We start from the raw sequence: 26,776 nt of genomic DNA, 5'->3' as shown, positions 1-26,776 counted from the left end.
TGCACACCTGATCGCACGACGGCAGCGCGGTTCGGAGCGAGTGAACTGAGCGAGAACCGCGAACGTGCGATCAATGTGTAACTAGTTGCAGTTGGTACTATAATTCACGCGAATCTACTGCACACTACACGTGCGAACTGACCGATTCACGTCAGGAGCGTAAACGGAATTGCGAGAAGGGCCCCAATAAATACGAGTGCAGAGAATACGTTCCACGATTGAGTGGTAATACTGTAAAGCAAGCCTACAAGNCCCAACAGAGACGAGAGACAATACTGTCCCCCTATTGAGGAGTCCATCTTCCGTTCCGTTTCTCATTAACATATAATCACTTCAACACAGGGGAGTAAAAATGTAGTGCCACTGGGTTGTGCGAACATTGAGTTCCCTGCACTGGTCGTTAAATGGTCTGGTCAAGATTGTATGACACACTCCCGGGAGCAATGAGAAGACAGCTTTTTGCAGTCTGACTCACATTCAGCCAGTGTGACGTTCATCGCTGGCCGGACGACTGTCTTCGTCGCTCTGATCTGTTGTCTATGCTTGGCGACGACTGGTGCCATTGGTGGAGCAGTCCCGTCAACTACGGCAGCAGACTCGCTCCCAACCGAGACGGACGGCGACTCTGTGAGTATGCTGGTTGCGTCTCTTAGTTCTACTGCGTTCCAGGAAACAGACGACGAAAACGAAACTGTTCGCCACCAAAACCCAGACACCTATAGCGAAGACGATGGTGATGACGAACTCGATCAGTGGCTTTCTAGCTGGCTTACTGGCCAACTTGAGGAGAGTGCCATAGAGATCAGCGAGGGTCAGTATGAGACCGCAAATGAGTATATTGACGACGAGTTCGAAGATCGGCTAGGGCAGTACGTTGCTGTTGCTGGTGAGACTGACGGTGATGAATCAGAAGCCTATGAAGAAGCCCAACAGGACCAACAAAATCTCTCTGATTCGGTTGCGGAGTATGAGGAAACCCAGGACAAGTATGAAGCGGCCCGCGAAGACGGCGATGACGAACGGGCTCGAGAGTTAGCGCGAGAACTGGGGGAACTTTCCGAGGAGATCGGGGACCTGAGTCAATCTATTCAGAGTCATTATGACGTTATCGCAGAGGCCACTGGGACAGACCTGACTACTGCAATTGCTGCAGTTGAGGCTACAAACCAGTCGATACAGACTGACCAAGAGCAGATCAGGGAGGCGGAATTTGACGAGACAACGATCCGTATCACTGCCGTTGAGTCCACAACAGTCTCATTTACTACTCCACTCACAGCCACCGGTGAGATAGAGACTGCAGATGGGACTCCCGTTGCTGACGAACCAATCCGACTCAACGTCGGTAATCAGCTTCTCGAAACTGAGACGGACGACTCGGGCGAGTTCGAGTTCGACTACCGGCCAATTTCGATCCCTGCAGGCGAAACTGATCTCACCGTCAACTATCTCCCCGATAGTGGCTCACCATACTTTGGCTCTGAAACATCGATCGGGATCGATGTCGAACAAGTTGAGCCGACGCTGACGATCACATCGGTCGATCCAGAGACAGTCGCCTATAACGATACACTCGGACTCGAGGCAGAGCTGCGTGCTGGCGAGCAAGAGATCGATGACGTTCCACTCACAGTCACACTTGGTGAGCAAGACCTTGGTGTCGCCTCTCTCAACGCTGATGATCTTGTTTTTGATGGCGCTGGTACTGTCCCTGCAGCAGTGCCATCTGGTGAGCAAAACCTGACAGTGTCGCTGCCATTCGAAGCGCGGGCACTCGAGTCAGTGACATCCGAGACGACGATCACAGTGACCGAAACCGAAACCGAACTGAGCGTTGCTGCAACACAGAGTAAGACAAACGAGGACGAACTGAACGTAACAGGGGACTTTACTGCAGCTGGTAGTGGTGTTGAGGGACAGTCGATTCAGATTGCTATCGATGGTACTTCTTTCGAGACAGTCACGACTGAGGGGAGCGGTGAGTTTGAGACAACCATTGCTGTTCCCGAAGACGCCACTGGCGAACTCGAAGTCACAGCAGTGTACTCTGGCGATGGAACAAACCTGGCTAGTGCTGAAGCCACTACGGCCGTTTCTCTTCCTTCCGCTTCTTCCAGTTCGTCGTGGCTTTGGCTGGCTGGTGGGGGAGTGCTTTTTGTCGGGATCATTGGTGTCGGTGGTGGCCTCTACTGGTATCGGTCACAGCAACCGGCTGAGTCACCTCCTAGTCATCGACGCGATGAGAGTCCTGATATTGAGGAACCGACGCCATCTGTAGACTCCGAACCGGCAGCAGAATCTGGATCGTCACTCGTCCAGCCACTCTTTTCAGAAGCAACCGACCGACTGGATGAGGGTGACACAGAAGGGGCAGTCCAAACCTGCTATGCAGCGGTTCGACAGTCACTCGAGTCGGAACTCGATTCAGCGCAGGCGACTGGCTACACCTACTGGGAGTTCTACCGTTTGTTTGAGAGTGAAACGGATACGTCCGCGATCACGGATTCCCTTCGTACTGTGACGCAAGGATATGAACAGGCCACGTTCGATGTCAGTGGCGTCTCAAAGCACGAGGCGGAAACGATACTTGAGCACGCACGGAATCTGTGTCAGAAGGCTGAATCAGTTCCTCATAACTGAAATGGGGGTTGGGTTCTTTCGTCGTACTGCTGTGGACCACAGTCGATGACCGGTTGGTTTTTGATAGCCTCGTCGCTACGTATGATCAAATGACTACGTCGCGTTCAGTGGTGGCGATGCTTCCACGGCCAGTACGAACGCTGCCAGCTGATCTCGCTGCTGTCTTTGTATTTGTTGCTCTGACTAATATCGCCGTTCTTGCGCCGATTCTCAGAGAGACACCACTCCGGATTCCGCTTGGGTTGATTTTTGTCCTGTTTATTCCAGGCTATGCGTTCATCGCAGCGCTGTTTCCAGAAGCCGGTGAGTCACCACTCTCTGATGAATCGGAGAACAACACAACAACGTCGTCCGAGTCTGATTCGACGTGGGAGTCAGAAACGGAGTGGGGAACGGATACAGCGTCTTCTGGGGCTGCAGACGAAGCCGACACTGGCCGACTGTGGGAACGCGGGTTTAGACGGTCTGGGATCGATGGAATTGAGCGTGTCGCACTCTCGTTTGGTCTTAGTATTGCGATTACTCCGCTCCTGGGACTCGTGTTGAATTTCACGCCATGGGGGATCCGCTTGGTCCCGGTCATGATTACAGTGAGCCTCTTTACAGCCCTCACAACGGCAGTTGCGGCTGTTCGTCGGTGGAACCTCCCTGCAGATGAGCGGTTTCGAGTCCCGTACAAATCCTGGTATGCCGCCGGCCGCGCAGAGTTATTCGAACCAGACGATCGGGCAGATGCCGTGTTGAACGTCTTGCTGGTCGCATCTGTGGTGCTTGCTGTTGGGACCGTTTCGTTTGCCATACTGGTTCCACCAGAGGGAGAGCAGTTCTCGGCAGTCTACATCCTCACTGAGGACGATGATGACGAACTCGTCGCAGACAACTATCCGACCGAGTTTACCCAAGGTGAATCTGCGGAGATCGTCCTTGGTGTTGACAACGATGAACACCGGACGGTCGAGTATACGGTGATACTCGTCGAACAGAACGTCACCCAGGTCGGGAATGAAACGGTCGTCGAAGAGCAACGCGAACTCGAGCGGTTTGAACCCCAACTAGCCCACAACGAGACCTGGCATCACCAACACAATATCGAGCCAACGATGACGGGTGAAGATATTCGACTCGTCTGGCTGCTCTACTCAGATGCAGTCCCAGACGAGATTTCAACGGCGACTACGGATAATTACGCACATCTCTGGGTTGCCGTTGAAGAGTAGGTTCAGGCCATCCCACTCACAGACGGCAATTATATTCCAAAGCAATACTATTATATTATGACCTCGTATCCCATACGATATGAGTTTAACCTCCGCTGTTGTTCTCGCTGCCGGTGAAGGATCTCGGCTTCGGCCATTGACAAGCAATCGGCCAAAGCCATTGTTGCCTGCCGCGACACGGCCAATCCTTGAACACGTCTTTGACCAACTAATTGCGGCTGGAATCACGGATATTACTGTCGTCGTCGGATACAAACACAACCGCGTTCAGGCACATTTCGGCTCGACCTACCGAACTGTCCCATTGACGTATGTTGTCCAAGATCAGCAACTTGGCAGTGGGCATGCCCTGTTAGCTGCCGAATCCGAGATTGATGACACTGTCTTGGTCGTAAACGGCGATCAGTTCGTCGAGAGTACGATCATTTCTGCTGTGCTTGCAGCACACAACGGAGACTCTGCCGGGACGCTTGGTGTCCTCACCAAACTACAGATTGGGTCGTATGGCGGTGTCCTCATAGAGGATGGTATTGTCACTGAGATCGTCGAAAACCCACAAGACGACCGCCCGTACCAGCTCAACGCGGGCGTGTATGCGTTTGAGCCCGACATTTTCGATGCAATCTATGATGCTACCCCACAAGCTGGAGAATACTCGTTGACGGATGCAATTAGCGAACTACTCGATGATTCCGAAGTGCGGGCAGCAATCTCTGAGGGGGCCTGGGTTGATGCGACCTATCCGTGGGATCTCCTCGATATCTCGTTCGAACTGCTTGCGTCGGGACACATAGACGAACAGTGTGCGGTGACGATCGCTGAGTCAGCGACCGTTCATGACTCGGCTGTGATCCGTGAACCCGTTGTGATCGCCCCTGACTGTGAGATTGGTGCTGGGGCTGTCGTTGGACCCTATGCCTGTCTTGGCGAGAATACAACCGTTGGTTCGAACGCAGCCATCGAGCGCAGTGTCCTTGATGCGGATACGCGAGTCGAAACTGGCGCGACCGTGATTGATTGTGTCACTGGTGTCGGTGTCACTATCGGCCCTGGGACAACGATTCCTGGCGGGCCTGGTGACGTGCGAGTTGGCGACCGTGTCTTCGAAGATGAAGCACTTGGGGCGTTGCTCAGTGATCGCGTCACGGACGACGGTGGCAGTACGTACGTCCCTGGGACAGTGGTTGGCTCTGAGACGACGATCGAAGCTGGCGCAACAGTTCGCGGAACGATTTCGGAGAACACGGAGGTACGATCATAATGTGTGGCATTATTGGCTATACGGGAACTGAAAACGATGTCCAGGACGTGTTGATGACTGGTCTCTCGGGGCTTGAATACCGAGGGTATGACTCTGCTGGTCTTGCAATCGCCAACGGCTCACTTGCGGTCCACAAACGTGAGGGGGAAGTTTCGAAACTTGAGTCGGCACTCCCGGAAACGACACTCGATGGAGTGGCTGGCATTGGACATACCCGCTGGAGTACCCACGGCCCACCATCAGACGAAAACGCCCACCCACACACCGACTGTGAGTCCCGTGTTGCAGTCGTCCATAATGGCATTCTCGAGAACTACCAGTCTCTCCGTGAGGAGCTCACAGCGGATGGGCATGTGTTCAACAGTGATACTGATACCGAAGCTATCCCGCACCTGATTGGATCGGCCCTTGAGTCAGGTGCTGCGCCTGAGCAAGCGTTCCGCCAAGCCGTCGATCGACTCGAGGGAAGCTATGCGGTTGCAGCAGTCTTCCAGGGCGACGAAACGATCTATGTCGCCCGTAACGAGTCGCCGCTCGTTCTTGGTGTCGGTGATGACGGTCACTACCTCGCCAGTGACGTGCCTGCGTTCCTCGAGTACACGGACCGCGTGATCTACCTTGAGGACGGGCAGTTTGCACGAGTGACCCCCTCTGGGATTGTCGTTACGGACGAGCAGGGCGCGGTCGTCGACACAGCGATCGATACTGTCGACTGGAATCCTGAAGACGCAGGCAAGTCCGGCTATGACCACTACATGCTCAAGGAGATCCATGAGCAACCGACAGCGCTGCGGAAGTGTCTTCGGGAGCGAGTGTCCGAACTTGAGCACGAAATCACAGTTGAGGAGTTAGCCACTCTCGAGTGTTCTGGGTCTGTGCAGTTCGTTGCGTGTGGAACGTCCTATCACGCTGCGTTGTACGGTGCCAGATTGCTCCGTGAGAACGGCATCTCTGCACAGTGTTTCCTCGCCAGTGAGTATGACGCGCAGCGGATTCCGATTACTGATGAGACACTCGTTGTCGGCGTGACTCAAAGCGGCGAAACAGCTGATACGATGGGTGCGCTTCGAATGGCAAATCAAGCTGGCGCGACCACACTCGTATTGACCAACGTCGTCGGTAGCTCGGCTGCCCGTGAGTGTGATCACGTGATGTACATCCGTGCCGGTCCTGAGATTGGTGTTGCTGCAACGAAAACGTTCGTGAGCCAGCAGGCTGCACTGGCCCTGCTCTCGAGTGAGCTTTCTGGGTCGGAGGCTCCAGCGCTCATCAAGCACCTTCGTGGACTGCCGGACAAACTTCAGCACGTCCTCGATGAATCAACCGCTCAGGCGGTTGCAGAGGAATTTGTTGATGCTGATGCGTATTTCTTCATTGGACGGGGCTACAACGCGTCAGTGGCTCTTGAGGGTGCGCTCAAGATGAAAGAGATCACGTACAAACATGCCGAGGGATTCGCCGCTGGTGAGTTGAAACACGGTCCCCTCGCGCTTGTCACCGACCAAACTCCTGTCTTTGCGTTGGTAACTGGAGATACTGCTGCAAAAACGATCGGGAGCATCAAAGAAGTCGAAGCCCGCGGTGCCCCAGTCATTGCGGTGACTGACCGGCCAGCCGAAGTTGGACAGTATGCGTCGCACGTGCTTGAGGTGCCTGATGCCGGCCCATACCTCACACCCATTCTAGCAAACGTGCAACTACAGTTGGTGTCCTACTGGGTCGCTGCTCAACTGGGTCGTTCCATCGACAAACCGCGGAATCTCGCAAAGAGCGTCACTGTTGATTGAAGACGACCGTTTCAGCTAGTTGAATTGTCGGCTGACTCAGTCGCTGTTGGATTGCTTTCATTTAGCCGTTCTGAAACTGGTAGTGAAGACTGTAGCTGTGCAGCGATTCCCCGAGCTTTGGGCAACTCCTGTGTTTCCACTGATTGAAGCAGTGCGAGAGCGCGACGAGCACGTGCTTTTTCCACGACTCTTGTCGGTGTTCATAGGTTCGAATTACTCGTAGAAAGTCTCCTTTTGATTCGATTGCTACGACTGCCGGACGAGCGGATCGTACCAGTCCCGGTTGTCGCGGTACCAGTCGATGAATGTTGAGACTCCCTCGCGGATATCCGTCGTTGGTTCGTAACCCAGCTGCCCGTTCGCTTTCGAGATGTCAGCGTGGGTGTGTTCAGCGTCGCCCTCACGGGGATCGTCGTATTCGAGTTTGAGGGAGGGATCGATCTCCTCGCAGACGGTCTCTGCCAGGGTTTGAATATCGATATTGTCGGTAGAACCGACGTTGAGAATCTCTCCATCGGCGCTGTCGTCAGTGAGAAGCTGCGCGTTAACACGTTTCACGTCGTCGATGTAGGTAAAGTCGCGCGTCTGAGAACCATCACCGTAGATCACTGGCGGCTCACCATGGAGACTCCGCGAGACGAAGTTCGTGATTGCCATGTTCGGCCGCATCCGCGGACCGTAGACCGTGAAGTATCGCAAGGAAACCGTAGGAAGTCCATACACTTCGTTGTAGACTCGAGCGTACTGTTCGGTCGCGAGCTTGGAGACACCGTACGGGGAGACGGGCGTCGTCGGATGGGTCTCGTCGTAGGGGAGGTACTCAGGTTTCCCGTAAACCGATGACGAGGAGGCCACAACGACGCGAGTCACGTTGTGGCGGCGCGCCGCTTCAAGGAGTTCGATCGTGCCGTCAACGTTGTACCGGTTGACTGTCTGCGGTTTGTCAACGCTCTTGCGGACGCCAGCCTGAGCGGCCTGATGATAGATCACATCCGCCTGGGTAACACAATCGTCAACCGTGTCGGCGTCAGTGATCGAGTCTTCAACGAGTTCGTAAGTGCCGGCGCTATCGGCTGCAGCGGTGATCGCGGCCTCGACGTTCCGTTCTTTGATCCCGAGATCGTAGTACGGCTCGAAGCTATCGAGTACGGTAACGTCGTGGCCCTGCTGGACAAAGTGTTCCGCGAGATGACTGCCGATGAAGCCGGCGCCGCCAGTGACGAGGACGTGCATCAATTAGTGTTCTATCGACCACCGATAAAAACAATTTGGTTGTATTGTGAAATTGTCTAGGCTTTCCCTCTGGTGACTTCAACTGAAAGGTCAGCTCTGTTGAATCGCTGTAAGGTGGTAGATTCCACTGTTTGACGGCACGTCTGATGTTGTAGACCACACACACCAGCGCAATTTCACGGAACTTTCGATACCAGCTATGCGTTCGTACGGCATAGCCGGCGAGTACTTGGCGGCGGAGTTGACGGTTTCGGTCATTGACTGCTGAGCGTACCGATCTTCGTCAATTCGGACGTTGTATGCGTGATCGTACGGAGCGAAGATCCGGTGTTTGATCAGTTAGCGAATATCGAGTTCACGGAGTTGTTGCTTGTCATACCCTTATCAGCGGCCAGAGGCCGCAGATCGCTCGCGTTCTGGCGGGCGATCTGCTCACAGAGATCTGCGTTGGCCCCTAACGTCGTCGAGCAGTGAAGATCGAGCACAGATTGTGTTGCTGTATCGACGAGTTTTGTAATTTTCAGCGTCTGAACCTGATAATTCGTTCGTTTGCAGTAGTGGTGGTTTGTACAATCTCTCCCATAGAACGTGGCGTCGATCGCAGCGTGCTCAGAAAGATCGTGTAGCTGCTCCGACTGGCGCAGCAACACTTGTCAAATTTCTTCTCAAGTTGGTCGATACCAGTAATCTGGTTACGAAACTCATTGTAGTCTATTCAAATAGCGGAAAAGTTCTGGCGATCCTTCTGCATCTGCGCTCAATAAGAGTAAAAATGAACGATGTTTGGTTTCAACTTCCCTGCTGATCAAACTGATCGTGGATCTCGGAAACGAGTTATGACTAATTGAAGTGCGTTTACACCGTATTGAACCTCCCTCTGTTTAATCGCGCCAGTTACGATTGCAGTGGCGACGAATGTTATGAGTCCAACTATCGGAACGACAAGTAATGATACTAGAGCCGAACCAATCAGTGTACTCATTCCAAAAACTGGAATGGCCGTTATTACACAGGTTGCGATAATTCTTACCACAGGAAGGTGGTAGAACGGTTTGTAACCGACGTGCCGAGCCGCCATAGCCTGAAAAAGGGAAAGGCTCCCGTAGCCAAAGGATGTCGCGATAGCTGCTCCGTACATCCCATAGTGTGGAATCAATACTGTGTTGAGGAGAAGATTTATCAATGACGACATCGCCGTTGCAATGATGAGAGGCCGGAGGGATTGTCTTCCCTGGTTGATAGCCAGCGTTGGTCTCGCTGCTGCGAACCCGATCACACCAGGTAAAAGGAGCAAGAGTGGAGTCACAGCGGGTTCGAATTCGCTCCCAAGATAGAATCGGATGAAGTCATCCGCGAGAGCGGCCATCCCGATGGTCACTAATAATGTGAATAATAGCCCTAGTCGAGTCACCTGTGACGCCTGTCGCTGGATCTTTTCGAGATCATCATTTGCCCAGAGTTTCGATATTCGCTGCAATAATGCCAGCTGGATTACAACTGGAACAAACCAAAGCCGCTCTACAATCACAAGAGAACCTTTATAATAACCGACCGTGGTTTCAGATGTCCAGTATTGTAATAATAATACATCAACATGGTATAGAGACATTAGGAACCCAAAAAAGAGAACTGTAGATCCAATATACGGGTAGATATTCGCCGGAAGGGAGACATCAGGCGGTGACACAACGGAACTCAGGTTCAGATGTTTATTAAGTAATAACGCAGCAGCGGTGGCAACAACGAAACTCGTAACAATATCAGCTATGAGGATCCCTTCGACACCGTAGCCGAAATACGCTGCCGATAGTGCTAGGAAAGCGAACAAGCCGTCCTGAAATACCTTTAATGGTTCAGAAAAATTTTCGAGTTGTAACCCCATCAATGTCCTGATGAGATATTCTCGGCATTGCCTCCCGATCGCGTAAATACTTAAAATGTAAAATGAAAGGACGTACTCTGGCCCAAGTATCCGTTCGACGAATCCGCTACTGGCTCCGAGTACAAATATCGTAGCGACTACAACAGCGATAATTGTGGCTGGGCGTGCAACACCCCCAAAGACAGCATTTTGCCATCGATTATCATCTTTCTCGGAAATAAACTTCCTAACCGCATCATTTGTTCCTGATGTTAATAATATGTTTGCCATTGCGAAGACGGAGAGAATGAAGGCATATTTCCCGTATTTCTCGGGGCCGAGGAACCGAACGAGGAATGGGATGAAAACGAGACCAATCATTACCTGACCAAGTCTCCCTGCAGCGATGGATACTACTCCCTGGAGCAGCGATCGAGTCATAATTCAGCACCTCCGACTCTCACAGATAACGCTTTGAGACGCTCGAAACGGATGTCACAGGACATTAGATACAGTGGTGAATTGTTACAATCAATTCTCATCATGTATTGGCATATTTTAATACTGCATCATTATCGTATATTCTATTATATTCTTGATCGTATTCTAGTTCCGGGTCCCACGTGAGTATACGCCGTGTGTGCTGCCCCACGTATACCTCGATTCCGGTTCGATGGGCAATATACGAATGATCCTGATCGATAACCGACCCGTCATATAATGGTGGTGGGTTGCCCCTATCTAACGAACGATAGCTATCACAGTATTCAGGGTAGAGATATCGTTCCTGAGCGTAATACGTATCAGTGTGAATAGTGTCTGGAATGTAATGGCATCCAAATAGTTTCCCATCAACCTCAGGTTTGTCTAAGTAGTACCGTGGATTATTGTCATATTCTGGAAGAGCTGCCGGGGAAAATATCTGTGAAATCAAGAATACACCCAGTATACCCCACAGAACAACTCTCCAGATACGTCCGTCTCTCTCCCAGGGAGAGAAGGCCCACGCAACCATCCCGACCAAGAACATCTCTGATAATAGTAACGGCCGAGAAGGGTTAATTCCGCTGATTCCACCAACACCAATAAGTGTGAGAGCGACAGTAACTGTTGTAACGGATAAAACCATAACCGGCCCTAGCTTATCATATTTCTCTTTGAAAAGTTTTAGCCACGCAACACCAGACAGTAAGAGAAGTACGAAAATGTAACTTCTTTCAACAACTAATACGGTCATTGATGACTGTGGGAGCGGTAGTAGTGGTGGAACAGTACCGGGAATGGCGTATATCGCCTCAGAAGGATCTTGGATCGAACCTTCACCTGAGATCCCCATTAATAATCTCTGAATCCTGAAAATAACCATTGAAAGATAGTCGGAAATATACACCATTTGAACAACCACAAGAATACCAGATATTGCTACTAAATGAGCTTTAAATCTTCCCGAAAGAAATTGAATCCATCTTGAGGAAAGGGTTATATACCCTAAAAATACGGAAAGAACTAACGTCACCACTATAGGCGGAAGTTTGTGACTTATTACTAGTGAGAATAAAAGGGTGAGTACGATAGCTGTAATCAACTTGGATTCATCCTGATCACTTTGTAATGTATATAAAATAAGAATGAACATCGCGCACCAGATGAAAGTGGCGTGGAGTTGAGCCTTCGGACGATAGCTAAATGTCATCATAGTGGTGGAAAATGCAGCCAAGGTCATCGAAAGAAGAACCAATTGAGCAGATGGTTGTCGCCGGATCGATTTGACAATAGTGCCAGTTGTTAACGGGAAAATGAGTCCTGCTGCGAGCGGATATAAAACCATGCTATCCACGGTAGACATTGAGGTGATTATACTTGTCACCGAGATATTTATAAGAAAGAGCGGGGCTCCTTCATAAAAATCCAAACCCATCGTTTCCACGAAACCGTTTTCCACAAGTATCGATGCCCAATACGCATACAAATCTGGGTCAAGGCTAATCAACGATTCTGGATGTAAGAACACAACTACACGAATAGCGGATGCAAAGAATACAATTACCGCCACACCATGATTGATTGGATCGCTTGAGATTGAGATATATGTTAATATCGTCATCGCGATGAACAGTGTTCCAATATGCAGATACGGATAAAGAGTCTGCGTCACGTGTGTTGCAATGAAAGAGAATGACAGAACAGTTAGGCAAATTGAGATGCATGCCTTAATATTAATGTAGTGGCTCATTAGTTTGCTGCTGAGATTGTTACTACTTTCTTGGGACAATACTTATTGAATCCATCGGTACATCCAGTAGGTATCTAAAAGCGGTATCAGAGACTTCGAACACGATCAACCGTCAGAGGAGCAGTTAGTTGGATGTTTCTCCATGGCCGCATATTCACGGTCAGTTGATACACGGGTATAGATTGGAACACTCTCCTATCAACAATTATCCCCAAGCGTCCAGTAGGATCCGAGCTCGAAATCTGCTTGAACCGGATCAAACCTAGAGAGTCCCCCTCCTGGGGCAAGAGTCATCTCGCCGAATCTGATTACACCATCACGCGGATTATAGAGATCAACTCTTACAAAACCAAACTCCTTACCAAGAGTGGCTGCGATATCAACCATCTCTTCCAAATTATACGGTTCGTCGATATCTGGTGCTCTTTGATACCCTTTTTTAAAGTCCATTAATTCCCATTCGTCATTGTAAATACTCATTTTATGCTGAGAGAACCGCCCATAGTCAACCTGGATACATTTCGGTTCCCCCCCGAATACGAAGAATTTATAGTCCAATGGCGCTCTTCTGCCATTTTCATTGATATACTCCTCCACAATTATTTTTGGAGGGATGTCTGAATACCAATACTCCTTTGTATTTTCTCCGTATTGAATATCTAACCACGTTTCACACTGAGATATGATATCCGAATATTGTACATCCTCTTTATCATCCACGACAATCACGTTTCCGCAACTATGTGTGGGTTTGATTACGAACTGATCAGGTAAACCCTTGAAGGGAATTGACTCCGGATTGTCCGTCACATGATAGACATCGGTCAAAATATGCCCTCCGACTTTCTCACTGACGTATTCCCTTACAGCATACTTATCAGCTACCGTTGAGAAAACGTCATTATTGGTATATAGCTTCCTGTTAATTATTTTTTCATTCACTGACCTAGGATTTTGTATTTTTGGCCAGTATCCTAATGCGGGAAACGCGAGTAGCTTCTGATGGTACGTTTCTCCGAGCAACATCTCGAGATGAGAGGAGAACGGTGAATGCTGGAATAAGTATTTCCACGTATTGATAATTGCACCTTTTACACCCATATCCTGATACGACTGCCTTACGAGTTCGAACTTACTCTTTGTTTTCACTCTTGACATAATTTTAACACCTTCTTAGTTGTTTTCCAATATTTGGTCATAAACTCCTATCGTTTCCTCCACAGTGCTTTGCCACGAGTAGTTCTCTGTTACTTTCCTCCGGCCTTCAACACCCATTTTTTCACGAAGTGGCGGATCCTCAATAAGTTTTAGCATCGCTTCCGCAAGTTTAGCAGCATTTTCTGGGTCAACTGTTACTCCTGCACCGTTGACAATTGGTTTTAATTGGGGTAGTGAGGTGGTTATTACGGGTGTTTCACAGACCATGGCCTCAAGAACCGTTCGAGGCAACCCTTCGCTAAGACTCGGAAGGATGAAAGCGAGACTCTCGTTATACAATTTTGGCAACTCGTCGTTGGGAACTTCTCCGAGGAATTCGACTTGTTCTGCAATCCCGAGCGACACAGTTTGCTGTTCGAGTTCATCTCGTAGCGGGCCGTCTCCAACCAGTTTTAACGAAAGCTCCGGATGCTCCAGCACTAGGTCAGCAAAGGCATCGAGTAGATAGTGAGGCCCTTTTCCCTCTTTCAGGCGTCCTACGAACAACAACTGCTGTTGTGGCTCGATGCCGTTTGGTTTGAACTGCGAACAGTCGATCCCATTCGGAATAACGGAGATATCCGTGTCGATACCTCGGTCTTGGAGTCGCTGCTTATCTGTATTTGTATAGCACAGGATTCGATCCCCAGCCTCGAAGGTAAACTTTCCGAGGGTCGGGTTGAAGACCTTCTGCATCCATGTGGGCGCTGTTTGCGAGACGAGTCCATGATTCGTCACGACGGTCGGCATACTGCTCAGCCGACTGAACAGCGCAGCTACGTTGCTGCAGAAATACAGGTGAGAGTGAATGTGAAGGACATCATATTCATCAAGGTCATTGTGAAGCGTGCTAATCACGCCCGGAATAATCGTATTATCCAATGGTCGTGCGATTTCACGGTGCCGAAGCAATCGGTACCCGTCTCGGGTTTCCTTGCGAGGGAGCGATCGATTGCCGTTATCGGAGGTCAGGACGGTCACGTCGTGGCCCATCTCTGTCTGGACACGAGACATGTGATGAACGTGCAATCCGACACCACCGACTACCTCCGGGTAGATGCTTCCCGTTACTCGAAGAATTCGAAGGTTGTCATCACTCATTGTTGTGTCTTAGCGTTGCGAATCTGCACTTCTCGGTTCTCGCTCGCCTGCATGTCGAACAGCATCGCAAACATCAGGAACATACTCCCGACCGAAAACAGGAGTAGACTCGATGCACCACGGACAAACAACGGATCACCGAGCGCGACTTTCGCGTACAGTGACCACAGGCCACCAATGAGCCCCAACCCGGCCGTCGCCGTGCCGAACAGGTAGAACAGCGCGAGCGGATGGAAGTCAAGCACGAGGTATTTCACTTTCTGCCGCCAGAAGAAGTTCCGAAGCAGCATCCCCGACACCTTCCGGATGTACGTCGTGTAGTTGATTGAGGACTCCTCATCCCCATACACCGCAGGAATCGCCACGTCGGCGACCCGCATCCCCTTGGCGTTTAACTTCACCAGGAGGTCGTTACAGTACCCGTAGTACTCGTACATGTCCTCGATCCCGACGTTCGCCAGCGCGTAGTGGGAGATTGCCGTGTACCCGTTCTGAGGATCCATCGTTTTCCAGTAGCCCGAGGCGATCTTCGTCAGGAACGTCAGGATAGAGTTCCCGAAGAACCGGAACGGCGGCATGTCAGTCCGATACTCCTTGTACAATAGCCGATTCCCTTTCGCGTAGTCGGCCTCGTCCTCGACGATCGGATCGAGTAACTTTGGTAGCTGACGGAGGTCCATCTGGCCGTCGCCGTCAACCGTTGGCACGATGTCGACCGCATCTTCGAGCGCTGCAAGATATCCCGTCTTGATTGCACCACCGGCACCAAGATTCTCACGATGCTGGATGGGAACGACACGACCAATGGAGTTGTGGACGATTGCCCGTTGCTCGAGTGTTGACGTTCCACCGTCAGTGATGGTTTTTGGTTGCTCTTCAGTACTTTCACTATCGCCGTCAGTACTAAGTGACCCCGTATACTCGAGTTCGGACACTTCAGCGTCGTCTCGAGCGGCCTTGCGAATTTCGTCCCACGATCCGTCGGTCGAGCAGTCGTCGATCAGGTACATCCGATCGACATAGTCGGGCATTCCTCGGATCACGTCACCGACGAACCCTTCCTCATTGTAGGCCGGAATCACGACGCCAATTGAGTGGTCGCGATACATCAGAGCCTCCGATACACGAAGTCGTTTTCCTGTCCTTCGTTTTCGAACATTCCATCGACATCGACCAGCACCGGATCGTCGCTCATCTCGATCGCGAAATCCCCGAAGGGAAGGCCGTGGAACTCGCTGTGTGGCGTCCCAACAACGATTCCATCAAACTTGTCGACCTCAAGTTCTTCTTGCACAGTGATTCCAAACGCTTCGCGCATAGCCGAATTAGCCGCGTGCGGGTCGAAGCCGACGACCTCGATTCCAAACTCCTGCAGTTCATCGATGACGCCACTGATTGCAGATGTCCGGATATCTTCGACATCTGGCTTGTACGAAAGGCCAAGCACCAGCACACGACTATCTTGGAGCACGTTTCCGGCCTCGTTGAGCGCCTTGATTGTCATGTTCGCGACGTGGGTTGGAACGTACTCGTTAACCTCTCGAGCTTTCTGGATCAATTCGGGTGCGAAACCGTTTTGCTCGCTCTCGTAGATCAGATAGAACGGATCGACGGGGATGCAGTGGCCGCCAACCAGACCGGGCCGGTAGTCGTGGAAGTTCCACTTCGTTCCGGCGGCCTCAAGCACAGCCTGTGTATCGAGACCGAGGTGATCACACGCAACGGCTAACTCGTTTACCAGTGCGATATTCAGATCACGCTGTGTGTTTTCAACGCACTTTGCGGCCTCGGCAGTCTCGATGGTTGGCGCACAGTGGACGCCAGCATTAACAATAGTTCCGTACAGGTTAGCAAGATCGTCCAGAGTCTCATCAGTTAGTCCGCTCACGATCTTGACGACGTTTCGAAGGCCGTGGTCGGTATCACCGGGAACCACCCGTTCAGGTGAGTATCCGACGCCGAAGTCTTCACCTGCTTGTAGCTTGGATGTCCGTTCAAGTGCTGGCACAAATATCTCTCGAGTTGCCCCCGGGTACACCGTCGACTCGAGGATAACAGTCATCTCAGGACGGAGGTGCTCTCCAACTGTCTTGGCGGCTTGTTCAACGAGCCCGAGGTCTGGCTTTTCGAGGTCGTCAACGGGTGTTGGAACGGCAACGATGACGGTGTTGGCTTCAGTCATCGCACCGGCATCAGTTGTGAACGTAATCTCACTCTCACTGATTGTCGCGTCGCCGATGTCTCCGGTCGGATCGTGGCCAGCTTCGAGTGTCGCTACTTTCTCTGGGTCAACGTCAAAACCCCACACGTCGTGTCCTGCACTGCTGAACGTTGTTGCTAGTGGTAGTCCGACATACCCCAGACCAACCACACAAATCTGTGCAGTAACCGCTTGGGTCTCCCCGTCACTATATGCTTGTTTACTCATGCCATTATTTCTTTCTGATGTTTTTGCGCCAGTTTATGATCTACGGTGCTACTGTACTTGCTGTACGCATCCATCTCTCCAGTGTGGCGAACCAGATTCATGTCCGATAGTCGGCAATTTCTGTGCATATCGTTTCGAGATGCGATAGTTGCCACCTACGTTATTTCAACTATGGTTGGATAGTGAATAGATATATAAATAGCTACTGACTTTAATCTATGGGTGACTTATTATAGATGGGTCCTGGTGAAAAATACATTATTGACAATTTGCGATCTCCACTGTTCATCCATCAAATAGTATAAAATATTATTATAATATAATGTACAATCAATGGGGCCACCATGTAGAACCATCCAAGGGTATTTATCAATTGACCATACTGTGTCTACTGTGATGAAGATCGAACCGGACGGCACAGTACCACCGGTCGAAGATCCATTTACGGAAGGGAGTGTTGAGTCACGGATATACCGATCTATAGCTAAAACAGAGGGTAAAATCACCCCGTCTGAAATTTCAGACTTTGCCAACTGTGATCTGCAATTAACTCGTGAGTATCTTCGGTCGTTCACAAGCTTGGGTGTTGTAATCAAGCACACTGACGCTCCGCCAACCTACGAGCGCAACGATGCGCACTTCGAATGGGAGGCTGTCAAAGCACTTGCCCAGCAAAATCGTTTAAACGAGATTGAAGACCGAATTGTGGACTTGATCACTCAAATACATGACTTTCAAAAGCAATATTCGGCCGAAACTCCTGCAGATGTCGATTTAAAATCAATAAAAATCAGCGATGATGAGCTATCTGCATGGAAAAATGCTCGCGCAGAATTTCAACGATACAACCGCGCTCGGGAAATCAAACTGAGTGATCCAGATTCGGGTGACACTACATTTGACCAGTTTCCTTGACCATCTCATCGGAGTACCGTGAACAGGTTTTAAGGAATTTGGTCTAATCGCCTTGCACTACACAACCGTCACAATGACCGTAATTGCCGTCCTTAGTCAGAGGTGATCTCTACCTTCTTATCTCCATCATCCTTGCCAGTTTCCTGCAACCGCCGTTCAGCCTCTTCCCGATCTTCGGGATACCCAACATCAATGCGCCATCCTTCTAGCCCAATTGCGTCGATTGTCCGCCCGGACTGGATCAACAAATCAATGGCCTCGCTGATTTCGTATTCATCACGGTCCGACGGCTGTACCAAATGGCAAGCGTGAAAGATCGACGGCGTAAACGTATAGAATCCCGTCATCACGAGATTCGATGGTGGATCGTCGGGTTTCTCAACAACGTCAGTTACCTCGCCGAATTTGTTCGTGTCACAGACGCCATACCGGCTTGCCTCATCCCAGGGAACTTCTTCAACCAGGAACGCTGCATCAGCACGTTCTTCTTGCTGGCGGCGGACAACATCTTCGAGATTCGCTTGAAACACATTATCACCAAGAATCAACATAAAGTCGTCTTCAACATGCTCTTCAACGGTCAACAGTGCATGCGCTAACCCGTTTTGTTCCCGCTGATGACAGTAGGTGATCGGCACGCCGTCATAGTCGTCACCGTAGTGGTCGATAATCTTCTCTTTCAGATAGCCAACGACCACGATCAGTTCGTCGGCTCCAAGAGTAACGAGTTGCTCGAAACAATGAGTTAGAATCGGCTTACCGTCGACTTCTACCAGTCCCTTTGGTTTGTCTTCCGTGAGGGGACGCAGTCGCGTCCCTTTCCCTGCAGCGAGAACAACTGCTTGCATACCTCAGTTGTTTGTTCAGCGCCCCAAATATGTTTCGATAAACATAATCTCTAACGCACAATACCAGAAGTCCATACAAGCACTCCAGACATACTCAGTAATGCACGTCTCTGGTATCGCCAGCGGCTCTGTCGGAACGCCAATCAAAGACTGTTTCGCGGACCTGGACACGAGGTTATGGCGATCGACCTCGACGGAGCAGTTGTCAACACAATCAATTCGAGCTTGAGATCGGTCCGATGGAATCTCGCTGTCTTCGTCCCACCGTTTTCTGAAGGCGGTGGAATGTCTGGGTCTGGAGAGATTGGTAAATCGCCTCGGAGTCAAGTGGTTCGAGAGAGCGAAGCTCTTCCGAACGACCTCGAGACACTCGGCCGGCCCCGCCTGTAGAACGTGACAGTAAGTGACGGCCCATACCCACGGGCTGCAGTGAATACACTTCTGGGTGACCTGATTCAGTAAGTCCGCGCGAACAAGCTACTCTTGGCGATGCACTTCTCGTCGAGTCCCCTATTTCGTCTGTGAACGACTATAGTCCGTGATATGCGCCTGTTCAGCATATATCGGACACCCTCCTAGCGGCGGACCACCAGTCTGATTGCAGCGTCGAACTGCACCTTAGCCGAATTTCTCGTTCTCCGGATACGTGGCGCTTCGCGCATCCCGGTGTTCCTGTTCTTGGCGTGCCTGCTGTGCCTGTGCGGCCTGTTCTTCGTTGAGCTGGCCGCTCTCACGGCCGAGTGTTCGTGCAAGCCAGGCAGCACCGTAACTCACAGCAACAAACCAGATGACGGCGATAGCCACCAGGGACCAGCCGCCGAGGGCGACGATGGCGACGGCACCGATGCCACCGAGGGACACACCAGTAGCGGAGACTGCCTGTCTCGCTCTCGGCGAGAGCGTGGAGCGCATACGTGTCCGTTCAGTCTAATCGGTGATAGGTATTGGCCACAGAACACGTTTTCGCAGGGTGCTATCGGATCAGTTATCGAGTTCCTGCTCGACGAGTTCGATCGGTGTTAGCGGCTTGTCGTCTGTACTCGAGCGGCCCTCGAGTTGGCTGCGACAGGAGGCACCGGGGGCGACGACGCGGTCGCCGTCGCTGTCGTCGACCTGGTCGAACAGGATCGCCGCGATAGCGTCGCTCATCGAGGCGTGTTCGGCCTCGTAGCCGAAACTGCCGGCCATGCCACAACAGCCGGAGTCGAGCGGGTCGACTTCGTAGCCGGCGCGTCGAAGGACGCCAACGGCGTGGTGGTCCTTCTTGGTCGCCTTCTGGTGGCAGTGGCCGTGGTAGGTGAGCGACCGACTGAGTGCGCTGTCGCCGTCAGCGCCGGCAGCAGACGCGAAGTCGATCGCATCGTCCAGCCGGAACACGTCGAGATACTCACAGACGCCGTAGCTTGCCCCGGCGAGTCGCTTCGCGGACTCACTCGAGAGCAGGTCCAGATAGTCCGACTGGAACATGACCGCGTCGGAGGGCTCGATGACGACGACGTCCCAGCCGTCCGCGACGAGCGGCGAGAGGGAGGCGACGTTTTTGCGGGCTGTCTTTCGGGCCTTCTCGAGGAAACCCTTCGAGAACGCCGGTCGGCCTGTGTCGTCGAGTCCGTCGGGAACGGTGACGTGAACGCCTGCGGCTTCGAGGACGCGGACGGTGGCCTTCCCGGCTGCGGGATTGCTGTAGTTAGTGTACGTATCGGGGTAGACGACTGCCTTCTGTTCGGCCTCTGCTTCGGGGACGTGCGCGCCGCCGCGTTCCTGGAACCAGGTTCGGAACGTCACCGGTTCGAACGTCGGAATCGGGCGCTTCGAATCGATGCCGACAGTTGCCTCCAGCAGCGTGCGCGCGCCGGGAATCGACGCTATGGCGTTCGAGAGCGGCGCGAGCCGTGAGCCCCACCGCGAGAGCGTCGCGACGTTCGCGAAGAGCCGATCCCGCAGGCTCGCCCCGTTCCGCTGGTGGTACTCGTGCGTCACTTCGGCTTTGAGCTTCGCCATATCGACCTCGCTCGGACAGTCGATCGCACAGCCCTTGCAGCCGATACAGAGGTCCATCACTTCCTCGACGAACTCATCGGAGGTCGCCTCGTCGGGGTCCATCTCGCCACTCATCGCTTGTCGGAGCGCGTTTGCTCGGCCGCGGGTGGCCGTGATCTCCTCCTGACTCGCCCGATAGGTCGGACACATCACGCCGCCGGTCGTCTCCTGCTCGCCGCGACAGCCGCCACAGCCGTGACAGAGTTCGACCATGCCCTGCATCCCGTTGTCGTTGTCCCACTCGAGTGCGGGCTCGAAGTCGGCCTCGAAGTCGTAGTCGGGATCGAACCGAAGGTTCTCGCGCAGGTCGGTCGGGTTCTCCTCGCGGAAGACGACCTGCCCGGGGTTGAGGAGCCAGTCGGGATCGAACGCCGTCTTCAGGTCCTGGAAGGTCTCCCAGAGCTCCTCGCCGTAGAGTTTGCGGTTCCACTGGGTGCGTGCGCGGCCGTCGCCGTGCTCGCCGGACACCGAGCCGCCCAGTTCGACGACGAGGTCCGTCACGTCGTCCGCAATGCCGTGTAACTGGTCGAGCCCGAACTCCGTCTTCGTGTTGAGCAGCGGCCGGACGTGGAGTACGCCGGGGCCGGCATGGGCGTAGAAACTCGCGTAGGTGTCGTGCTCCTCGAGGATGGCCTCGAAGCGTTCGACGAATTCGGGGAGCTTCGCGGGTGGGATGGCAGTGTCCTCGATGAACGAGATATGTTTCTCGTCGGTCGTGCGCGAGAGCAAGATCGGAAGGCCGGACTTGCGAAGCTTCCAGAGCTTTGCACGTTCTGTCTTCTCGTAGGCCTCGAATGCGTCGATCGCGTGCCGGTCGGCATCAGTCGTCGGGGCGTCTGCAGCCGGCTCCCCCTCGGCGGTCGCGTCGGGACAGCGGTCGGCGAAGAGGTTGGCGACCTGCTCGCGTCCGTAATCCATATCCTCGGCGTAGAACTCGACGAGGAGCACGGCGTTCGTCCCCTCGGGCAGCATCTCGGCGACGGGGCCGAACTCGGCCGTATCGCGCGCGAGATCGAGCAGCACGTCGTCTAACACCTCGACGGCGGCCGGGCTGTGTTCGAGGATCGGTGCGACATCTTCCATCGCCTGGTGGAGGTCGGGATAGCACAACAACGAGACCGCCTTCGTTTCCGGCACCGGTTCGAGCGAAACCGTCGCCTCGGTGACGACCGCAAGCGTGCCCTCACTTCCCGCGAGCAGCCGCGCGAGGTTGACGGAGCCGGGGTCGCCGGTATCGCCTGCGGTCTCGCCACCGGGGAGGTCCGCCCCACGGTCCTCCGCGACGAGACGATCCAGGTTGTACCCCGAAACGTTGCGCTTGAGGTTCGGATAGGCTTCGTCGACGAGATCTGCTTTCTCGTCCAGAATGTGTGCTACTTCGGCGTAGATTCGCGCCTCGAGGTCACCCTCCGGATCCGCCCGTTCGTCGATTTCCTCGCGGGTGACCTCACCGAACTCGGTAACGGTGCCATCCGCGAGGACGACCTCCGCTGATTCGATATAGGCATCCGTCTTCCCGTACTTGAGCGAGTGCGAGCCAGTCGAGTTGTTCCCGATCGCGCCGCCAATGGCGCTCTTGTCGCCCCAGGCCGGATCCGGCGCGAACTTGAGATTGTGTTCGGAGAGCGTCTCGTTCAGCGTCCCGAGCACCGTCCCGGGCTGGACGGTCGCCGTTCGGCCCGCAGGGTCGATTTCCTGAATCGCGTTCATGTGTCGGGTGAAATCGAGCACGACGGCCCGGTTGACCGTCTGGCCTGCGAGGCTCGTCCCACCTCCGCGGGGCAAGACCGGGATCTCGCGTTCGGCGCAGTACTCGAGTATCCCCGCAACATCGGCGGTCGATTCGGGGAAGGCGACAGCGATGGGGGTCATCTCATAGGCGCTTGCGTCGGTCGCGTAGAGCTGTCGAGAGTAAGAGTCGGCACGGATGTCGCAGCTGACGAGCCGCGTGAGGTCGTCGACCAGCGCGGGCCGATCGACGTCCGAACTCTGATAGTCGTAGGTCGCACGTCGGTCGGCGGCCGGATCAACACTCGGCTCCAGAGACATACCTGACCCTTGCCCGTCAATGGCTTAAATGATCGTCCTTTGCGGAAAGATACCGTACGGTAGTGGCTGCTTCTCCATCATGATTACGAGCATAATGGTCTGAACATAGATATACGTCTTCTCTGGACCACTCACTCAGTCAACAATTGGACAAAACTCATCGAGAACGCTGGATTGGGGTGTGGTGAGGGGGGAGTAGACCTCTTAGGGTCCAAAATCTGTGTAGTCGTCTGACGATAGCAGTCATCAGCTGAACGCGGCTTTTGACACTCCTGTGTGCCCTTGGCCGACAGTTCAATCTGCGTCGACTCCTTGATCCTAACCTATTTACTCGGGTAACTATTGCCCGAGGTATCAGAAGAAATACTACTATAAAGAAAACGGCAGCACGCTGCTTACTCTCCCGTGAACTCCGGCTCGCGCTTCTCGAGGAACGCCTCGATGCCCTCGTCTTTATCCTTTGTCGCAAACAACTGCACGAACAGCTCCGACTCGTAGTCGAGCCCCTCTTCAAGTCCCATCCGGGAGCCAGCCTTGACCGCGTTCTTGGCGAACTCGAGTGCGATCGGACTCTTTGCCGCCATCGATTCGGCGAGGTCGTAGACGGCGTCGTCCAGGTCGTCTGCATCGTGGACCTGGTCCACGAGGCCAATCTCGTGGGCCTCCTGGGCGTCGATCAATTCACCGGAGAGGATCAGCCGCATCGCCTGGCCCTCACCGACGAGGCGGGCAAGGCGCTGGGTGCCGCCGCCGCCCGGGATGAGACCGAGGTTGATCTCGGGCTGTCCGAGTTTCGAACCCTCGGCAGCGATGCGGACGTCGCAGGCCTGGGCGAGTTCACAGCCACCGCCGAGCGCATGGCCGTTGATCCGCGCGATAACGGGAATCGACGCGTCGTCGACGGTCTCGTAGACTCGCGGTCGCTTGCTGGCTTCGCGCTGCTCGACGAGGTCGCGGTCTTTGAACTCCGTCACATCCGCGCCGGCGACGAACGCGCCAGAGCCCTCGCCGCCGGTGAGCACGAGCACGCGTACGTCATCGTCGTTCTCGGCGGCCGCGACGGCTTCCTTCAATTCGATACGAACCTGGCCGTTGAGCGCGTTCCGCGCGTCAGGGCGTTCGATTGCGACCGTTGCGACCTTCTCGGCGTGCTCGGCGACTGAGACGGAGACCAACTCGAGTTCCTCGCCGACTGCCGCCAGTCCACCAGTGTCCACACTCATTCGTCCGCACCCCACTCGCCGCTCATGCCGACGCGCTCGCCGTCCTCCCAGACGTAGAACCCCTCGCCGGACTTCTTTCCGAGGTTGCCCGCGCGAACCTTCCGGCGCAGCGCCTGCGGCGGCTTGAACCGCTCGCCGAGTTCCTCGCGGAGGTGCTTTGCAATGTGCAGGCGCACGTCGAGGCCGACATGGTCGCCGAGTTCGATCGGCCCCATCGGGTAGCCGTAGCCGAGTTTCATCGCCTCGTCGATGTCCGCCGGGCTGGCGACACCTTCCTCAACCATTCGGATCGCCTCAAGCCCCGTCACGAGGCCGAGTCGGGAGGTCGCAAAGCCTGCGCTATCGCGGACGACCACGTCCTCCTTCTCGATCTCGCGGACGTACTCGACCGCGAGCTCCTCGGTTCGGTCGTTGGTCTGTTCGGCGATCACGATCTCGACTAAGTCCATCAGATGCGGCGGGTTGAAGAAGTGCAGCCCAACGATGCGCTCGGGGGACTCGAGTGCGCTCGCCATCTCGGTCACAGAGAGCGAGGAGGTGTTCGAGGCGATCACCGTCTCCTCGCCGGTTTCGGCCTCGACGTCGGAGAGGACGTCCTTCTTCAGGTCCATGTCTTCGGGGACGGCCTCGATGACGAGGTCAGCGTCGACGACGGCGTCGGCGAGATCGGTCATGCCTTCGATACGCCCGAGTGTGGCGTCCATCTCGTCTGCAGTGAGTTTGTCCCGGTCGACACCGCCCTGGAGGTTTTCGCGAATCCCCTCGAGTCCTTTCTCGACGAGGTCGTCCTCGATGTCTCGCAGGACAACGTCGTAGCCCGCCATCGCGGACACCTGTGCGATTCCGTGGCCCATACTGCCGGCTCCGAGCACTGTGACTTGCATGGTCGAAACCCACACCGGAGTCGATCAAAAGCGTTCCTGTTCGCACACTTTGCCAGTCGATCGTTGCATATTACCTGGTGAAAAGATAGTAAAAAACACTCGCCAGTTATACACAACAGACACCCAATGAACTCCCGCGCCCTCCTGATCGTAGCCTTCCTCGTCAGGATTTTGCTGCCGGGCGCACTGGTGACATCACCGGTGTGTACTATAGTAGCCACTGCAAGTCAATGCACACCTGATCGCACGGCAACTGTGCGATCAGTGTGTAAATAGTTGCAGTTGTTACTATACGTCCCACTTGAGTCCCAGAGCTACGGCGTCGCCACCGACTTGACTGACACGTCCCACTTGATGGTTGCTGAAGCAAATTTCGACAGGGAGAACGCGACGGCAGTTACTGACCTCTCGTCCGCGACACAGCGTGCGTTCAACGAACCCCGGTTGGAACTGACGGACGGCGAATCCGGTTGGCAAGCGGTCACAGTGACGGTGTGTCACGACTCGCTGCTCGTCTGTCCGGCCTCCGACGAGGCTCCCGATTTCCCGCCCGACGGAACTTTCACCTTCCCTGTAAAACCTCGCATAGTCCGGGCGTACGCGTGTGTGTAATAAGCAAACCACAATATATATGCTCCCGTTGGCTGATGTTCAATCTATGCTGGATTTCGTTCAGCTCGAAGCGGATTTAGACCAGGAAGAACGGTTGATCCGGGACACTGCCCGGGAGTTCGTCGAGGAGCACGTCAAGCCCGATATTGGCGAGCACTTCGAGGAGGGGACGTTCCCGACCGAACTGATCTCCGAGATGGGAGAGCTCGGTTTCTACGCACCCAATCTGGAAGGGTATGGCTCGCCGAACGTCTCCGAGACGGCTTACGGCCTGTTGATGCAGGAACTCGAGGCCGGCGACTCGGGACTGCGCTCGATGGCCTCTGTGCAGGGTGCGCTTGTCATGTACCCGATCCACGCCTACGGCAGCGAGGCACAAAAGGAAGAGTGGCTCCCGAAACTCGGCCAGGGCGAGGCCGTCGGCTGTTTTGGACTCACTGAGCCCGAACACGGTTCGAACCCGTCTGGCATGGAAACCTACGCCGAAGCCGACGGCGACGGCTACGTCATCAACGGCTCAAAGACCTGGATCACCAACTCTCCGATCTCGGACGTCGCCATCGTTTGGGCGCGTGACCGCTCGGCTGAGGACAACCCCGTTCGCGGCTTCCTCGTTGAGACGGACCGCGACGGCGTCTCGACGAACAAGATCACCGAGAAGCTCTCGCTTCGTGCATCGATCACGGGCGAGATCGGTCTGAACGATGTCCACGTGCCAGAAGAGAACGTCCTCCCGGGCGTCACCGGTATGAAGGGGCCACTCTCCTGTCTCACCCAGGCCCGTTACGGCATCGCCTGGGGTGCGATCGGCGCAGCCCGGGACGCGTTCGAAGAGGCTCGCCAGTACGCCCAGGATCGCGAACAGTTCGGCGGTCCGATCGGCCGATTCCAGCTCCAACAGCGCAAGCTCGCCGAGATGGCGACCCAGATCACGCTCGCTCAGCTGCTCGCCTACCGCCTGGCCGAACTCAAAGAGCGCGGCGACATGCAGCCACAGCACGTCTCGATGGCCAAGCGGAACAACGTTCGAATGGCTCGCGACCAGACCCGTGTCGCCCGCGAGATGCTCGGCGGCAACGGCATCACGACGGACTACTCGCCGATGCGCCACATGGCGAACATGGAGACTGTCTACACCTACGAGGGCACCCACGACATCCACACGCTGGTGCTCGGCGAGGCACTGACCGGTATCAAAGCCTACCAGTAAGCAAACACCGGTTCCAGCACTGCCGTCTCACATCGCT

At 54.1% G+C, this 26,776-nt stretch carries 18 protein-coding genes and 1 pseudogene; 6 read left to right on the top strand and 13 right to left on the bottom strand.

Annotated features, from left to right (window positions below; translation table 11 throughout):
- Window positions 1–543: 543 nt before the first annotated feature.
- From C482_RS19670 to glmS, 4 genes are all read left to right on the top strand, one after another.
- Window positions 544–2,640 carry an Ig-like domain-containing protein gene (locus C482_RS19670; protein ID WP_006169581.1) on the top strand — a complete coding sequence of 699 codons (2,097 nt, stop codon included), beginning with the start codon at window positions 544–546 and terminating at the stop codon, window positions 2,638–2,640.
- A gap of 89 nt (window positions 2,641–2,729) precedes the next feature.
- Window positions 2,730–3,857, top strand: a complete 1,128-nt coding sequence (locus tag C482_RS19665) for a DUF1616 domain-containing protein (protein WP_049897025.1) — start codon at window positions 2,730–2,732, stop codon at window positions 3,855–3,857.
- A gap of 79 nt (window positions 3,858–3,936) precedes the next feature.
- Window positions 3,937–5,118, top strand: coding sequence for a sugar phosphate nucleotidyltransferase (locus C482_RS19660; protein WP_049897024.1), 1,182 nt, complete (start codon window positions 3,937–3,939; stop codon window positions 5,116–5,118).
- Window positions 5,118–6,905 (top strand): glutamine--fructose-6-phosphate transaminase (isomerizing), encoded by a 1,788-nt coding sequence (gene glmS / locus C482_RS19655; RefSeq protein WP_006169577.1) that lies wholly within the window; start codon window positions 5,118–5,120, stop codon window positions 6,903–6,905. The genes C482_RS19660 and glmS overlap by 1 nt, the downstream gene beginning before the upstream one ends.
- Before the next feature lie 246 nt (window positions 6,906–7,151).
- Here the strand turns inward: glmS and C482_RS19650 are convergent, their stop codons facing one another.
- The 8 genes and pseudogenes from C482_RS19650 to C482_RS19620 all read right to left on the bottom strand — a co-directional run bounded on the left by C482_RS19650 (window position 7,152) and on the right by C482_RS19620 (window position 16,958).
- Window positions 7,152–8,138, bottom strand: coding sequence for a GDP-mannose 4,6-dehydratase (locus C482_RS19650; protein ID WP_006169575.1), 987 nt, complete (start codon window positions 8,136–8,138; stop codon window positions 7,152–7,154).
- Between the two features lie 127 nt (window positions 8,139–8,265).
- Window positions 8,266–8,791, bottom strand: a pseudogene (locus tag C482_RS19645) (transposase); the annotation flags it as partial.
- Between the two features lie 152 nt (window positions 8,792–8,943).
- On the bottom strand, window positions 8,944–10,440 hold the full coding sequence (locus C482_RS19640; RefSeq protein ID WP_083858660.1) for a lipopolysaccharide biosynthesis protein: 1,497 nt from the start codon (window positions 10,438–10,440) through the stop codon (window positions 8,944–8,946).
- A gap of 100 nt (window positions 10,441–10,540) precedes the next feature.
- Window positions 10,541–12,154 carry a hypothetical protein gene (locus C482_RS21410; RefSeq protein ID WP_152422060.1) on the bottom strand — a complete coding sequence of 538 codons (1,614 nt, stop codon included), beginning with the start codon at window positions 12,152–12,154 and terminating at the stop codon, window positions 10,541–10,543.
- Window positions 12,155–12,430: 276 nt separating this feature from the next.
- Window positions 12,431–13,390: an ATP-grasp fold amidoligase family protein gene (locus C482_RS19635; protein ID WP_006169570.1), complete on the bottom strand. Its 960-nt coding sequence runs from the start codon at window positions 13,388–13,390 to the stop codon at window positions 12,431–12,433.
- Window positions 13,391–13,405: 15 nt separating this feature from the next.
- Window positions 13,406–14,530: a glycosyltransferase family 4 protein gene (locus C482_RS19630; RefSeq protein WP_006169569.1), complete on the bottom strand. Its 1,125-nt coding sequence runs from the start codon at window positions 14,528–14,530 to the stop codon at window positions 13,406–13,408.
- Window positions 14,527–15,639 (bottom strand): glycosyltransferase family 2 protein, encoded by a 1,113-nt coding sequence (locus tag C482_RS19625; protein ID WP_006169567.1) that lies wholly within the window; start codon window positions 15,637–15,639, stop codon window positions 14,527–14,529. The genes C482_RS19630 and C482_RS19625 overlap by 4 nt, the downstream gene beginning before the upstream one ends.
- Complete coding sequence (locus C482_RS19620; protein WP_049897020.1) at window positions 15,639–16,958, bottom strand: nucleotide sugar dehydrogenase; 1,320 nt, start codon at window positions 16,956–16,958, stop codon at window positions 15,639–15,641. The genes C482_RS19625 and C482_RS19620 overlap by 1 nt, the downstream gene beginning before the upstream one ends.
- Window positions 16,959–17,354: 396 nt before the next feature.
- On the opposite strand from C482_RS19620, the gene C482_RS19615 reads away from it, so the two are divergent.
- Window positions 17,355–17,873 carry a DUF7342 family protein gene (locus C482_RS19615; RefSeq protein ID WP_006169565.1) on the top strand — a complete coding sequence of 173 codons (519 nt, stop codon included), beginning with the start codon at window positions 17,355–17,357 and terminating at the stop codon, window positions 17,871–17,873.
- Between the two features lie 92 nt (window positions 17,874–17,965).
- Here C482_RS19615 and aglF read toward each other — a convergent pair whose 3' ends face one another.
- The 5 genes from aglF to C482_RS19585 form a co-directional block, all read right to left on the bottom strand.
- A complete protein-coding gene (gene aglF / locus C482_RS19610) occupies window positions 17,966–18,721 on the bottom strand; it encodes a UTP--glucose-1-phosphate uridylyltransferase AglF (RefSeq protein WP_006169564.1) in 756 nt (251 codons plus the stop codon).
- Between the two features lie 618 nt (window positions 18,722–19,339).
- Window positions 19,340–19,633 (bottom strand): hypothetical protein, encoded by a 294-nt coding sequence (locus C482_RS19600; protein WP_006169563.1) that lies wholly within the window; start codon window positions 19,631–19,633, stop codon window positions 19,340–19,342.
- A 69-nt stretch (window positions 19,634–19,702) separates the two neighbouring features.
- Complete coding sequence (locus C482_RS19595; RefSeq protein WP_006169562.1) at window positions 19,703–22,810, bottom strand: FAD-binding and (Fe-S)-binding domain-containing protein; 3,108 nt, start codon at window positions 22,808–22,810, stop codon at window positions 19,703–19,705.
- Between the two features lie 395 nt (window positions 22,811–23,205).
- Entirely contained in the window at window positions 23,206–24,033 is an 828-nt protein-coding gene (locus C482_RS19590; RefSeq protein WP_006169561.1) for an enoyl-CoA hydratase/isomerase family protein, read from the bottom strand.
- Entirely contained in the window at window positions 24,030–24,917 is an 888-nt protein-coding gene (locus C482_RS19585; RefSeq protein ID WP_006169560.1) for a 3-hydroxyacyl-CoA dehydrogenase family protein, read from the bottom strand. The genes C482_RS19590 and C482_RS19585 overlap by 4 nt, the downstream gene beginning before the upstream one ends.
- Window positions 24,918–25,575: 658 nt before the next feature.
- On the opposite strand from C482_RS19585, the gene C482_RS19575 reads away from it, so the two are divergent.
- A complete protein-coding gene (locus tag C482_RS19575) occupies window positions 25,576–26,739 on the top strand; it encodes an acyl-CoA dehydrogenase family protein (protein ID WP_006169558.1) in 1,164 nt (387 codons plus the stop codon).
- Window positions 26,740–26,776: the final 37 nt, after the last annotated feature.

It is taken from the genome of Natrialba chahannaoensis JCM 10990, assembly GCF_000337135.1.
GTDB lineage: Archaea > Halobacteriota > Halobacteria > Halobacteriales > Natrialbaceae > Natrialba > Natrialba chahannaoensis.
The sequence above is the reverse complement of the archived record's forward strand: the minus strand, read 5'-3'. Positions and strand labels throughout refer to the sequence as shown.